The organism is Streptomyces sp. NPDC048196, from assembly GCF_040652715.1.
Taxonomy (GTDB): domain Bacteria; phylum Actinomycetota; class Actinomycetes; order Streptomycetales; family Streptomycetaceae; genus Streptomyces; species Streptomyces siderophoricus.
This window is the reverse complement of sequence record NZ_JBEZMM010000003.1, coordinates 18,049-30,559: the sequence shown is the minus strand read 5'-3', so window position 1 is coordinate 30,559 and position 12,511 is coordinate 18,049. Positions and strand designations below refer to the sequence as shown.

The 12,511-nt window shown below is 73.5% G+C and carries 12 protein-coding genes; 7 read left to right on the top strand and 5 right to left on the bottom strand.

The window, feature by feature from the left end; genetic code table 11:
- Position 1: 1 nt before the first annotated feature.
- On the bottom strand, positions 2 to 580 hold the full coding sequence (locus tag AB0E02_RS05300) for a dihydrofolate reductase family protein (RefSeq protein WP_362136202.1): 579 nt from the start codon (positions 578 to 580) through the stop codon (positions 2 to 4).
- Between the two features lie 149 nt (positions 581 to 729).
- Here AB0E02_RS05300 and AB0E02_RS05295 point away from each other — a divergent pair, with 149 nt between their 5' ends.
- Together AB0E02_RS05295 and AB0E02_RS05290 are read left to right on the top strand one after the other, a co-directional pair.
- A complete protein-coding gene (locus AB0E02_RS05295) occupies positions 730 to 2,304 on the top strand; it encodes a S53 family peptidase (protein WP_362136200.1) in 1,575 nt (524 codons plus the stop codon).
- A gap of 147 nt (positions 2,305 to 2,451) precedes the next feature.
- Positions 2,452 to 2,730 carry a hypothetical protein gene (locus AB0E02_RS05290; RefSeq protein WP_362136198.1) on the top strand — a complete coding sequence of 93 codons (279 nt, stop codon included), beginning with the start codon at positions 2,452 to 2,454 and terminating at the stop codon, positions 2,728 to 2,730.
- Positions 2,731 to 2,749: 19 nt separating this feature from the next.
- On the opposite strand, the gene AB0E02_RS05285 is transcribed toward AB0E02_RS05290, so the two are convergent.
- From AB0E02_RS05285 to AB0E02_RS05275, 3 genes are all read right to left on the bottom strand, one after another.
- The gene (locus AB0E02_RS05285; RefSeq protein WP_362136196.1) at positions 2,750 to 3,790 is read right to left on the bottom strand and encodes a peptidase; all 1,041 of its coding nucleotides are present in this window, start codon (positions 3,788 to 3,790) and stop codon (positions 2,750 to 2,752) included.
- Between the two features lie 220 nt (positions 3,791 to 4,010).
- Positions 4,011 to 4,946 carry an SDR family oxidoreductase gene (locus tag AB0E02_RS05280; protein ID WP_201807941.1) on the bottom strand — a complete coding sequence of 312 codons (936 nt, stop codon included), beginning with the start codon at positions 4,944 to 4,946 and terminating at the stop codon, positions 4,011 to 4,013.
- A gap of 52 nt (positions 4,947 to 4,998) precedes the next feature.
- Positions 4,999 to 5,937: a DUF4429 domain-containing protein gene (locus AB0E02_RS05275; protein ID WP_362136193.1), complete on the bottom strand. Its 939-nt coding sequence runs from the start codon at positions 5,935 to 5,937 to the stop codon at positions 4,999 to 5,001.
- A 175-nt stretch (positions 5,938 to 6,112) separates the two neighbouring features.
- Here AB0E02_RS05275 and AB0E02_RS05270 point away from each other — a divergent pair, with 175 nt between their 5' ends.
- The 4 genes from AB0E02_RS05270 (at position 6,113) to AB0E02_RS05255 (ending at position 11,532) form a co-directional block, all read left to right on the top strand.
- Positions 6,113 to 7,744, top strand: a complete 1,632-nt coding sequence (locus tag AB0E02_RS05270) for an alkaline phosphatase D family protein (RefSeq protein ID WP_362136191.1) — start codon at positions 6,113 to 6,115, stop codon at positions 7,742 to 7,744.
- Between the two features lie 104 nt (positions 7,745 to 7,848).
- Positions 7,849 to 9,168, top strand: coding sequence for a multidrug effflux MFS transporter (locus AB0E02_RS05265; RefSeq protein WP_362136189.1), 1,320 nt, complete (start codon positions 7,849 to 7,851; stop codon positions 9,166 to 9,168).
- 41 nt (positions 9,169 to 9,209) lie between these two features.
- On the top strand, positions 9,210 to 10,292 hold the full coding sequence (locus tag AB0E02_RS05260) for a serine hydrolase domain-containing protein (protein ID WP_362136781.1): 1,083 nt from the start codon (positions 9,210 to 9,212) through the stop codon (positions 10,290 to 10,292).
- Positions 10,293 to 10,575: 283 nt separating this feature from the next.
- Positions 10,576 to 11,532: a small ribosomal subunit Rsm22 family protein gene (locus tag AB0E02_RS05255; protein WP_362136187.1), complete on the top strand. Its 957-nt coding sequence runs from the start codon at positions 10,576 to 10,578 to the stop codon at positions 11,530 to 11,532.
- 21 nt (positions 11,533 to 11,553) lie between these two features.
- Here the strand turns inward: AB0E02_RS05255 and AB0E02_RS05250 are convergent, their stop codons facing one another.
- Positions 11,554 to 11,733: a DUF6243 family protein gene (locus AB0E02_RS05250; RefSeq protein WP_362136185.1), complete on the bottom strand. Its 180-nt coding sequence runs from the start codon at positions 11,731 to 11,733 to the stop codon at positions 11,554 to 11,556.
- Positions 11,734 to 11,858: 125 nt separating this feature from the next.
- Here AB0E02_RS05250 and AB0E02_RS05245 point away from each other — a divergent pair, with 125 nt between their 5' ends.
- On the top strand, positions 11,859 to 12,488 hold the full coding sequence (locus tag AB0E02_RS05245; protein ID WP_362136183.1) for a TetR/AcrR family transcriptional regulator: 630 nt from the start codon (positions 11,859 to 11,861) through the stop codon (positions 12,486 to 12,488).
- Positions 12,489 to 12,511 lie beyond the last annotated feature (23 nt).

The window sequence follows — 12,511 nt, the reverse complement described above, 5'->3', positions numbered from 1 at the left end:
CTCAGGCATCCTCGGGCCTGCCGTTCCGGGCGTACCGGAGCAGTACGACGCCGTTGCCGAAGGTCCGGGTCCCGGTGAGTTCGAGGCGGGTCCTGATGTCCGGGTCGGGGAAGAGCGGGGTGCCGCGGCCGATGAGGACCGGGTGGATGCAGAGGTGGTACGCGTCGACCAGATCGAGCCGCAGGAAGGACGCGGCGAGGTGTGCGCCGCCGAGCGCCAGGTCCCCGCCCGGCTGCGCGGTCAGCTCCCTGATCCGTTCGACCGTGACGTCCCGCACGATCGTGGTGTTCCAGTCGGCCCGCTCCAGCGTCCGGGAGAACACGAACTTGGGCATCTCCCGCCAGATCCCGGCGAACTCCGCCTCCGGCCCGCCGACGTCCGGATCGGCGTCGGCGGTCGGCCAGTAACCGGCCATCAGCTCATGGGTGACGCGGCCGGCCAGGAGGCCGCCCATCGTCCTGAGCTCGTCGTTGAAGTGCTGGTGCAGCTCGTCGTCGACGACGTGCCAGGAGATGTCGTGGTCCGGCCCCTCGATGAAGCCGTCGAGGGACATCGACATCATCAGGACGATCTTTCGCATGGCGGTCCTCCCGGGCGGCACCCTACGCCCGCCCGGCAGCCGGGGATCCGACCCGCCGCGCGTGGCGCCCGACCGGGCCCGCGCCACCCGACCGGGCCCGCCCCCGTTCGACATGCGAACGTAGCGTGATCGGGTCGATACTTTGTGCTATGAATGAACGATTTGTACCCATTCCTGGCAGTGAGCGGGCTGCCGCGCCCAAGGCGCGCCCCGCCGGTTCGCTCGACGGTTCCACCCCCGTGCACGCGACGATCATGCTGCGCCGGCGGGCCGAGGTCCCCCGGGATCTGATCACCGGGCCGGACACCATCTCGCAGGCCGAGCTGGCGCAGCGGTACGGCGCCGACCAGGCCGACGCCGACCGCGTACGCGAGGTGCTGGGCCGCCACGGCGTCGACGTGAACGAGGTCGACCTGGCATCGAGACGCATGAAGGTGTCCGGCACCGCGGACCAGATGGCCGCCGCGTTCGGCACCCAGCTGTCCCGGGTGGCCAGCCCTGACCCCACCCACGGCGAGCTCGTCGAGCACCGGCACCGTGAGGGCCCGCTGCAACTGCCCGCCGAGCTGGACGGTGTGGTCGTGGCGGTGCTCGGCCTGGACGACCGCCCGCAGGCGCGGCCCCACATCCGGCACGCCCGGGCCCGGGCCCGCCACACCTCGTACAAGCCCTCGCAGCTGGCCGGCGTGTACCAGTTCCCGCCGGACACCGACGGCAGCGGGCAGACGCTGGCGATCGTCGAACTCGGCGGCGGGTTCACCCAGGACGAGCTGGAGGAGTACTTCCGGTCCCTCGGGCTGCCGAAGATGCCCAAGGTGACGGCGGTCAGCGTCGGCACCGCCCAGAACCGGCCGACCGGGGATCCGCACGGTGCCGACGGCGAGGTGCTGCTGGACATCGAGGTCGCCGGTGCGCTGGCGCCCGGCGCCGAGCAGAAGGTGTACTTCGCGCACAACACCGACCAGGGCTTCGTCAACGCGGTGACCCAGGCCGTCCACGACACCCCGACCCCGGCCGCGCTGAGCATCAGCTGGGGCGCCGCGGAGCCGTTCTGGACCGACCAGGCCCGCGCCGTCTTCGACGAGGCGCTGGCGGACGCGGCGGCGCTGGGTGTGACGGTGTGTGCCGCGGCCGGCGACGACGGCAGCGGTGACGGCGTCGGTGACGGCCTGCCGCACACCGACTTCCCGGCCTCCAGCCCGCACGCCCTGGCCTGCGGCGGCACCCGGCTGGACGCCGACCCGGACTCCGGTCTGGTGCGCAGCGAAGTGGTGTGGGGCGGCGACGGCGGGGGCGCCACCGGGGGCGGCGTCAGCGAGGCGTTCCCGCTGCCGTCCTGGCAGACCACGGCCGGTGTGCCGCACAACGGCAGCGGTCCGGGCCGCGGCCTGCCGGACGTCTCCGGTGTCGCCGACCCGGCCACCGGCTACGAGGTACTGGTGGACGGCCACCGCTCGGTGATCGGCGGCACCAGTGCCGTCGCCCCGCTCTGGGCGGCGCTGACCTGCCGGCTGGTCCAGGCGCTCGGCCGCCCGCTCGGCATGCTGCACCCGCTGCTGTACGCCGGTGCGACCCCCGGGCACACCGCCCGCGGCTTCCGTGACGTCACCGACGGCACCAACGGTGACTTCGACGCCACCCCCGGCTGGGACCCCTGCACCGGTCTGGGTGTCCCGAACGGCGTCGAACTCCTCGCCTCCCTGCGGGAGATGGTGACCCACTGACCCACTGACCCGCGGACCCACTGGCCCGCCGGGCCGCTCCACCGCCTTGCCCGATCGTGCGGTGGAGCGGTTCCGCGGCCGGTACTCTCGGGGGGATTTCCCTCGAATGGGTGTACGGAACGGGTGTTTGTACGGGTGGGGGCTGCGGTGCTCAAGCACTACTACCGGCTGGTCTATTGGAAGCGGCGGATCAGCCGGTCCCTGGGGTGGCGGCGCGGTATGGGCCCAGGGGCCCTGGGACCGCGGCGGCCGCAGCCGCGCACCGGGCGGGGATCCGGGCGCGGCCGCCAACTCCTTTACCGGGCCCGCCCGTTCCTGATCTTCGGTGCCCTGGTAGCACTCGTCGTGATGGCCTCGGCGCTGGTCGCCGGCGGCTACGAGGAGGTCGGCCGGGCGGTGACGACCGGAGTGGCGGACGGGGAGTAGACCCCGCCCGCCCCGCCGGTCAGGACGACTGCGCCGTGTTGTACAGGTTCTTGGCGTCGTCGCCGAAGTACGGGCCGAACATGGTGTTGGGCAGGAACTGGTAGCCGAAGCTGTTCACCGAGGACTGCAGCCCGGTGCCGGTCTTCTCGTCGAACGAGGTGAACCACGGGCCGCCGCTGGAACCGCCGGTCATGTTGCAGGACAGACCGTGGTCGTTGGAGAACAGCGGGTCCTTCATGGTGGTGCCGCTGCAGTAGATCAGCTTGGTGCCGTCGTACGGGGCCGCCGCCGGATAGCCGAAGGCGTACATCGTCTTGTTGTAGCCGGAGTTGAAGGACAGGCCCTGCCCGCCGACGACGTCGGTGAGCTTCTTGCCGTCGAGCGGGGCGACGACCGCCGCGCCGACGTCGTAGTTGATGTCCTCGCTCGCCGTCCACTGCGGGGTGGAGAGCGTCTTGGCGGCCGACCACTTGCCGTACGGGGCCTGGCCGTCGTGGTAGCCGGGCACGAAGACCCAGTTGGTGTGCCAGGCGCCCTGCAGCTTCACGCAGTGCCCGGCGGTGACCACGGTGCTCTTGTTCGCGCTGGTCACCGCGTCACCGGAGCAGGAGGCGGTACGGCCCTGGTAGGTGAAGAACACCCGGCCGGCGGTCTTGGTGACGGCGCCGCCGCCGGCCCACGGCCCGCCCGGCTGGGCCGCGGCGGTGGGCCGCAGGACGGGGAGGGACGGCAGGCCGGGCAACCGGGGGAGTGTCGGCCGTACGGTGAGCGGGGCGCTGCGCGGGACCGCGGTGCGGTGCTGCCGCGCCGGTGCGGCGAGGTCGAGCGGGGTGGCGGACCGCATCCGCGCCGCGGTCCAGAAGGCGGCGGCGGTGCGCTGCGGGGTGGCGGAGCGGTGGGAGTTCTGCGGGGTGGCGGCGCCGGCCGGGCCGGTGGGGAGCAGCAGGGCCAGCAGCGTACCGGCGGCGGTCAGGGTGCCGAGGACGGCCCGGGACCCGCGCGCCGGACGCCGCGCCGCTATGCCGTCAACTGCCGTTCCGCCACGGTCGTTTCGTCTCACGCGTAACTCCTTCTGCGGGGGCCGCGCACGCCGGGCGCGCGGCCGCGGGTGGGGATCCCCCTGCTCCTTCGGAGCGCGGGGGAGGACCGCCGCAGGCGGCGGTCCGGCAGACGAGTGGTGCGGTGAGAGGTAAGCGTGCCACCGGAAGCGACCGGAGGGCAGGGGTCGGACGGAAACGGTCCGGTGGAGGCGGTGTGGCGGCCGCCGGGCCGACGGCCGGTCAGCCCCGGCCGATGTAGGGCATGGTGGTGGCCATCACCGTCGCGAACTGCACATTGGCCTCCAGCGGCAGCTCCGCCATGTGCACCACCGTCCGGGCGACGTCCGCGGCGTCCATCACCGGCTCCACCGCCGTCTGCCCGTTCGCCTGGAGGATCCCGGTCTCCATCCGGCCGGTCATCTCGGTGGCCGCGTTGCCGATGTCGATCTGGCCGCAGGCGATGCGGTACGGACGGCCGTCCAGGGACAGCGACTTGGTCAGCCCGGTGATCGCGTGCTTGGTGGCGGTGTACGCGACGGAGTGCGGCCGCGGGACGTGCGCGGAGATCGAACCGTTGTTGATGATCCGGCCGCCCTGCGGTTCCTGCTCCTGCATGGTGCGGAACGCGGCCTGGGCGCAGAGGAACGCACCGGTGAGGTTGACCTCGACCACCGCGCGCCAGTCGTCGTACGAGAGCTCGGTGAGCGGCACCGCCTTGCCGAAGGTGCCGGCGTTGTTGAAGAGCAGGTCGAGCCGGCCGAACCGGTCGCGGACCGCCGCGAACAGCGCGTCGACCTGTTCCGGGCGGGTGACGTCGGTCGGCACGGTCACGACCGCGGGGCTGGTCGGCTCGGTCAGGCCGGCCAGGCGGGCGGTCTCCGCCAGTGCCTCGGCGCGCCGGCCGGCCAGCGCCACCGACCAGTTGGCGCGCATCAGCGCCTGGGCGACCGCCCGCCCGATGCCGGATCCGGCGCCGGTGACCACCGCGACCTTACGGGGCGCCGCGCCGCCCTCCCGTGCCTCCTGGGCCGCCGCCGCGGTCTGCGGGGTCGGCCCGCCCCGGGTGGCCGGTGCCGGCAGGGTGGGCCGGGGCGCGGTCGCCGTGCCGCCCACGTGCCCGGCCCGCGCCACCGGCGTCGCCTGTGCTGCCCCTGCCCGCTGTGTGTTCTGTGCCATGGCGGCAGCGTAAACGGCGGCGGGGAGCGAACCGGGCGCCCGCCGCGGCGACTCAGCCGCCGGTGTCGAAGCGCCGCAGCACCGCCGCCTTCGTGGCGGCGAACTCCTCGTCGGTCAGGATGCCGTCGCGGTGCAGCTCGCCCAGTTCGCGCAGCCGGCGCAGCAGCGCGTCGTGGTCGTCGGCGGGGGCGGCGGCCAGGGCGGCAGGCGGGGGCCCGCCCGCGGGCGGTGCGGCCGCCACCGCGGATACGGCCGGAGCGGCCGCGGGCAGGGCCTGGGCGGCGGGCGCCGAGGGGTGCGGCAGCCGGGCGGTGACCGCGGCCGCCAGCAGCGCGGTGGTGCCGCTCTCCTTCTTGAAGCCCCACAGCTCGATGGAGTTCGGGTCGTGCTCCGGCTTGAGCCGTTCCTTCGCGCCGCGCGGACGGAAGCGCAGGAAGCCGGACTCCAGGCCGACCGGCGGGCGCCACTCCACCGCTTCGAGGCCGGTCAGGTCGTAGTCCTGCGGACCCCACTGCCGCTTGGTCTCACTGGTGTTCCAGCGCCACTCCAGGCGCACCCGTTCCCCGTCGAAGGTGGCGACGCCGTCGATCCCGGAGGCCGTCAGCGGTACCGGCGGACCGGGCAGCAGATAGCGGTCGCAGGGCCCGTCCGGCACCTGCTCCAGCAGCAGCGCCTGCCGGACCGCGTCCACGAAGTACTCGGCGACGTCCACCCGCGCGGCGTCCACGGCGAGCTGATACGGATTGGCATCGTCCGGCAGCCCGCCGCCGGTGACCTGGAGCAGCGGGTCGGCGCCGTCCCGCAGCCGCAGCCGGAGCCGGCCGCCCTTGCGGCCCGGTTCGTGGGCGATGCCGGCCAGCGCGACCAGCGGGACCGCCAACTCGCCCAGGTCCTGGCGGAGTTTGTGGACCCCGCGCTCGCTCCCCGGCACGATGCGTATGCCCTCTCCGTCGAAGCTCCACGTGCCGTCGCGCACCATCAGTTCAGCCATGTCCCGAATCCTACGGAGAGCCGGTGGTGCGTGCCGCGTGCCGTGATTGTCCGACGACGTCCGGTGCCGGACCAACCATCATCGAGCTGTCATGCCTGCGTCGTACCCGGGTCAGCGGCCCGCCGTCCCGCGGCCCTCCAATCGTCGGCAGCAACCGCCGCCAGGGGAGGGCCAGATGACACCCACCGCACCGTACGAGCAGGAGATCAGGGCCGCCGCAGCACACGTGGGCCGGCGCCGCTTCCTCACCGTCACCGGGGCCGCCGCCGCGCTCGCGTTCACCACCAACCTCCCGGCCGCGGGCGCCGCGCACGCCGCCGAGGCCGACGCCCGCAAGCTCACCGAGAACCCCTTCACCCTCGGCGTCGCCTCCGGCGACCCCCAGCCCGGCTCGGTCGTGCTGTGGACCCGCCTTGCCCCGCGCCCGTACGAGCCGGGCAACGGCATGCCGAACGCAAGAGTCACGGTCCGCTGGGAGGTCGCCTACGACGAACGCTTCGCGCGGCTCGCCGGTCACGGCCGGGCCGACGCCCACCCCGAGTTCAACCACTCCGTGCACATCGAGCCCACCGGCCTGGCCCCGGACCGGGTCTACTACTACCGCTTCCGGGCCGGCAGCTGGATCAGCCCGGTCGGCCGCACCCGCACCGCGCCGGCCCGCGGCGCCCACCTCTCCCGGCTGAAGCTCGCCGCGGTCTCCTGCCAGGCCTACCACGACGGCTACTTCACCGCCTACCGGCACCTGGCCGAGGAGGACCTCGACGTCGTCTTCCACCTCGGCGACTACCTCTACGAGTACCCGGTCGACGCGGCCGGCGGCGCCCGCAGGTACACCGACCGCACGCTGCCCGACCGCTTCCACCGCGAGACGGTCACGCTGGAGGACTACCGGCTGCGCTACGCCCTGTACAAGTCCGACCCGGACCTCCAGGCCGCGCACGCCGCCCACCCCTTCATCGTCACCTGGGACGACCACGAGGTGGAGAACAACTACGCCTCCGACATCAGCGAGGACGACCTCCCGCCCGCCGAGTTCCTGGTCCGCCGGGCCGCCGCCTACCGCGCGTACTGGGAGAACCAGCCGCTGCGCCGCCCGCAGCGGCCGCACGGCCCGGACGCCCGGCTCTACCGCCGCCTCCACTACGGTCAGCTCGCCCAGTTCGACATCCTCGACACCCGCCAGTACCGCTCCGACCAGGCCTACGGCGACGGCTGGCACGCACCGGGCCCGGAGTCCACGGACCCGAAGCGGACCCTGACCGGCGCCACCCAGGAGCGCTGGCTGATCGACGGCTGGCGGCAGTCCACCGCCCGCTGGAACGTGCTGCCGCAGCAGGTCGCGTTCTCCGAGCGGCGCAACGCCACCGGCCCCGGCTACCAGGTCAGCATGGACGCCTGGGACGGTTACCCGGCCTCCCGCGCACGGGTGCTGGCGGGCGCCGAGTCGGCCGGCGCGGACAACCTCGTCGTGCTCACCGGCGATGTGCACGTCCACTACGCCTTCGACATCAAGAAGGACTTCGCGGACCCCCGATCGCGCACCGCGGGCGTGGAGTTCGTCACCACCTCCATCGCCAGCGGCAAGGACGGCGCGGACAAGCCCGCCAACTGGGCCACGTACATGGCCGCCAACCCGCACCTGAAGTTCTACAACGGCCGCCGCGGCTATGTGACGGTCACCCTGGACCGGGACACCGCCCGCGGCGACTACCGGACGGTCTCCGCCGTCACCACCCCGGGCGCGCCGGTGCGGACGGCCGCGTCCTTCGTCACCGAGGCAGGCGACCCGGGCCTCAAGCCGGCCTGAGGGGACCTTCGGACCTAGGTCCAATGGCATATCCGGTAAGGGGTCCGGAGCCGCTCCGGGCATGACACCATGGTTGCACTCACCACGTACCCATGGAGACGCACATGACGGAGCCCGGCACCAGTCCGGCCGACACCTCGGACACCCCCGCGATAGCCGGGCGGGACGCGGCAACAGCACCACCTCCCGCCGCGTCCCGCCGCACCGGCCTCCTCGTCACCCTCGTCCTCGGCGGACTCACCGCGGTCCCGCCGCTCTCCATGGACATGTACCTGCCGGCCCTACCGCAGGTCACCGCCGCACTGCACAGCCCGGCCGCCACCGTCCAGCTCACCCTCACCACCTGCCTCGCCGGCATGGCGCTGGGCCAGATGATCGTCGGCCCGATGAGCGACAAGTGGGGACGCCGCCGCCCGCTGCTGGCCGGCATGGTCGTCTACGTCCTGGCCACCGCCCTGTGCGTGATCGCCACCAACGCCGAACTCCTCATCGCCTTCCGGCTGTTGCAGGGCCTGGCGGGCGCCGCCGGCATCGTCATCGCCCGCGCCGTGGTGCGCGACCTCTACGACGGGGTGGCGATGGCGCGGTTCTTCTCCACCCTGATGCTGATCTCCGGGGTGGCGCCGGTCGTCGCCCCGCTCATCGGCGGACAGATCCTGCAGGTCACCGACTGGCGCGGCGTCTTCGTCGTCCTCACCGCCGTCGGCCTCGCCCTCACCCTCCTGGTCTGGCGCTGCCTGGCGGAGACCCTGCCGCCCGCCCGGCGGCACCCCGGCGGCATCGGCGAGGCCCTGCGCACCATGCGCGACCTCCTCGCCGACCGGGTCTTCTCCGGCTACCTGCTCGTCGGCGCCTTCGCCTTCGCCGCCCTCTTCGCGTACATCTCGGCCTCGCCGTTCGTCGTCCAGGAGATCTACGGCGCCTCGCCCCAGGTCTTCAGCCTGCTGTTCGGCATCAACTCCGTGGGCCTGGTGGCGGTCGGCCAGCTCAACGGCAAGGTGCTGGTCGGCCGGGTCGCCCTGGACAAGGTGCTGGGCGCCGGCCTGACCGTGATCGCGCTCGCCGCGGGCGCGCTGCTGCTGATGTCCTCCGGCGTCTTCGGACACGTCGGGCTGTTCCCGATGGCCGCCGGACTGTTCGTGCTGATGGCCGCCATGGGCCTGGTCATGCCGAGCACCAACACCCTGGCGCTGCTGCGCACCCCGCACGCGGCCGGTTCCGCCTCCGCCCTGCTGGGCACCTCGACCTTCCTCCTCGGCTCGATCGCCTCGCCGCTGGTGGGCATCGCGGGCGAGCGGACGGCCGTGCCGATGGCACTCGTCCAGCTCTCCTGCGCCGTTTTGGCGCTCGGGAGCTTCCTGGGACTGTGCCGTCCGTGGCAGCGTAAGGGGGAGAGCAGCTCCGGCGGGAGGACCGCACTCTGAACGCACCGCGACTCACCTCTGGCACCCCGGCCCGGGCGGGACTGGACCCCGCCTGGGTCGAGCGGCTGGTGCACGGGGTGCGGGAGCTGCCCGAGGGCCGGCCGCCGTGGAGCCCCGGGGTCGTGGTGCTGGCCGGCCGCGGCCCGGTCGTGGCCGCCGAGGAGGCCGCCGGCTGGGCGCACCGCTACCGGGCGTACGACCCCGGGCGGGACCGTGGCCTGGACCTGCCCCGCGACCTGTGGGAGCCGATGCGCACCGGCACCGTCTTCGACCTGGCCTCGCTCACCAAGCTCTTCACCGCGATCGCCGCGGTCCAGCTGGCCGAACGCGGCCGCCTCTCCCTCGACGACGAGGTCCGGGCCCATCTGCCGGCCTTCGCCCCCGGGCGCACCGTCCGGCAGCTGCTCACCCATACCTCCGGGCTCGCCCCCGAGCTCCCCTTCTACGACCACCCCGACCGGGCCGCCCAACTGGCGCTGCTGTGGCGGGAGGCGGCCGCCCCCAGCGGCGGCACCGGTGCCGGCCACCGCTACTCGGACCTCAACCTCATCGCCCTGGCGCTGATCCTGGAGCGCTGCACCGGGCGCCGCCTGGACGCGCTGGTCCGCGAGCAGATCACCGGCCCGCTCGGCATGACCTCGACCCGCTACGGTCCGCTGCCGGCGCACGGCGTGGCGGCGACCGAGGACCAGCGGCGGCCCTGGGCCAAGGCGAACCGCGGCATGCTCCGCGGCGAGGTGCACGACGAGAACGCCTGGGCGCTGGGCGGGGTGGCCGGCCACGCGGGCCTGTTCTCCACCGCCCAGGACCTGGCCGTGCTGTGCCGCACCCTGCTCAACGGCGGCGCGTACGGCACCACCCGGATCCTCGGGCCCGCCGCGGTCGACGCCCTGCTCGACCCGCCGGGTCTCGGCTTCGTCGTGGACCAGCCGTACTTCATGGGCGAGCTGGCGGGCCGCGGCGCGGCCGGCCACACCGGCTTCACCGGTACGAGCCTGGTCCTGGACCGCGCCACCGACACGTTCCTGATCCTGCTCGCCAACACGGTCCACCCACGGCGCCGCACCAGCGGCAGTGGCCCGCGGGCCACTGCCGCCACGTGCCTGGCGCGAGCGGTCGGCTGACGCTCGCCGCACGTTGTCGGCTGGCCCGCCGTGAGGGTTGCTGTCTTTTCCCGCCTTCGGCGGGGTGGGTTTTCGGGCTTCGCTTCCAAGGGCCCAATAAGGAGCGAAGGCGGAGCGCCAGCGGAGCGTAAAGCGAAGCAGTCCGAAAACCCGCCCCCGGAGGACCGCACCCGGAACCCCGACGAAACCGAGCGCCCCCCGGCCCAACCCCCACGCCCGCCGAAGGCGGAAGAACAGCAACCCCCACGGCGGACCAGCCGGAAACGTACGTAGAATTTCGTCGATGCACGACGAACTGCGCGCCGCACTGGCCGGTCTGCTCGACGGTCTGCCGCCCAAGCAGGCCGCGCAGGCCGTGGAGCGGCTGATCGCCAACTATCGGGGGCGTACCCCCACCGACGCCCCGGTCCTGCGGGACCGCGCGGACGTGGCCGCCTACGCCGCCTACCGGATGCCGGCCACCTTCGAGGCGGTCCGTGCCGCGCTGACCGCGTTCGCCGTCCGCGTTCCGGACTGGTCCCCGGCCACCCACCTCGACATCGGCGGCGGCACCGGGGCCGCGACCTGGGCCACCGCCGCCCTCTGGCGGGGCCACCACAGCACCGTCCTGGACTGGGCCCAGCCGGCCCTGGACCTCGGCGCCGAACTCGCCGCCGGCGTCCTGCCGGAGACCACCTGGCGGCGCGGCACCATCGGCGCGGGACTGACCGTCCCCGAGGGCACGGACCTGGTCACCGTCTCCTACGTGCTCGGCGAGCTCCGCCCCGAGGACCGCCGCGCGGTGGTCGCCGCGGCCGCCACCGCCACCGCCGTCGTCCTGATCGAACCGGGCACCCCCGACGGCTACCTCCGCATCCGCGAGGCCCGCGACCAGCTCATCGAGGCCGGCCTGCGGATCGTCGCCCCCTGCCCGCACGCCGGGACCTGCCCCATCGTCGTCGGCGAAGACTGGTGCCACTTCTCCGCCCGGGTCAGCCGCTCCTCCCTCCATCGCCAGGTCAAGGGCGGAGCGCTGCCGTACGAGGACGAGAAGTTCTCCTACGTCGCCGCGACCGTCCTGCCGGCCGAGCCCGCCCCCGCCCGGATCGTCCGCAAACCGCAGCTCCGCAAGGGACAGGTCCTCCTCGACCTGTGCACCACGGACGAGGGGCTGCGGCGCACCACCGTCACCAAGCGGCACGGCACGCAGTACCGCGAGGCCCGGGACGCCGCCTGGGGCGACACCTGGCCCGGCGCCTGAGCACGCCGGGCCCGGGCGGTCTCATCCTTTTCCGGCCGCTCGTTCCTGGAACTTGCGCAACAGTTCCTGCCGTTGGGCCTGCGTCCGGGCGCGGTCCGTACCGCCCCGGCCGCCGCCCGCGCCGCCGCGCAGCGCTCCGCGCGACAGCTTGCTGCGGGTGCCGCCGACGCCGAGCATGCCGTCTCCGTTGCCCTTGCTCATGGGTTCCTCCTCTGTTGCACCGATGTAGCGAGACGCTTCGTCTCGCGTAACGGGTTCCAGGATGCACGAGACGTATCGTCTCGTCAAGACGATACGTCTCGCCTAGCTGTCGCTACACTCACCGCATGGCCCCCACCTCAGCCCCCTCCGCCGGCGCCTCCGGCGCCAAGACCCCCGACTCCTCCCGCCGCAGTGAGCGCTCCCGGCAGGCGATCTTCGACGCCGCGCTCACGCTGGTCGGCGAGGTCGGCTACGACAAGCTCACGATCGAGGGCATCGCCTCCCGCGCCGGGGTCGGCAAACAGACCATCTACCGCTGGTGGCCCTCCAAGGCCGCGGTCCTCCTGGACGCCTTCACCGCCGGCGCCGACGAGGACTACGAGAAGGGCCTCCCGGACACCGGTGATCTCGCCGCCGACCTCAAGACCGTGCTCCGCGCGACCGCCGACGAATTCAACGACCACGCCTGGCAGGCCCCCTACCGCGCCCTCGCCGCGGCCGGCGCGAGCGACGAGGAACTCTCCCGCACCTTCGTCACCCGGCTGTTGGAGCCCGGCATCCTGCTCTACGTCGACCGGCTGCGGCGGGCCCAGGAGGCCGGCGAGGTGGCCGCGGACATCGACGTACGGGTGGCCGCCGAGATGGTGCTGAGTCCCTTCTCACAGCGCTGGCTGATGCGCACCGGCGAATTGACCCACGCCTTCGTCGACACCCTCGTCGACCAGGCATTGCGTGGTCTGCGGCCGCGGGACTGACCCGGCCGGCCGAGCGCCCGGCG

Bases quoted from the DNA above. Each gene is read 5' to 3' on its own strand.
- AB0E02_RS05300 (WP_362136202.1), bottom strand. From the start codon at position 580: ATGCGAAAGATCGTCCTGATGATGTCGATGTCCCTCGACGGCTTCATC.
- AB0E02_RS05295 (WP_362136200.1), top strand. From the start codon at position 730: ATGAATGAACGATTTGTACCCATTCCTGGCAGTGAGCGGGCTGCCGCG.
- AB0E02_RS05280 (WP_201807941.1), bottom strand. From the start codon at position 4,946: ATGGCACAGAACACACAGCGGGCAGGGGCAGCACAGGCGACGCCGGTG.
- AB0E02_RS05275 (WP_362136193.1), bottom strand. From the start codon at position 5,937: ATGGCTGAACTGATGGTGCGCGACGGCACGTGGAGCTTCGACGGAGAG.
- AB0E02_RS05270 (WP_362136191.1), top strand. From the start codon at position 6,113: ATGACACCCACCGCACCGTACGAGCAGGAGATCAGGGCCGCCGCAGCA.
- AB0E02_RS05265 (WP_362136189.1), top strand. From the start codon at position 7,849: ATGACGGAGCCCGGCACCAGTCCGGCCGACACCTCGGACACCCCCGCG.
- AB0E02_RS05255 (WP_362136187.1), top strand. From the start codon at position 10,576: ATGCACGACGAACTGCGCGCCGCACTGGCCGGTCTGCTCGACGGTCTG.
- AB0E02_RS05250 (WP_362136185.1), bottom strand. From the start codon at position 11,733: ATGAGCAAGGGCAACGGAGACGGCATGCTCGGCGTCGGCGGCACCCGC.
- AB0E02_RS05245 (WP_362136183.1), top strand. From the start codon at position 11,859: ATGGCCCCCACCTCAGCCCCCTCCGCCGGCGCCTCCGGCGCCAAGACC.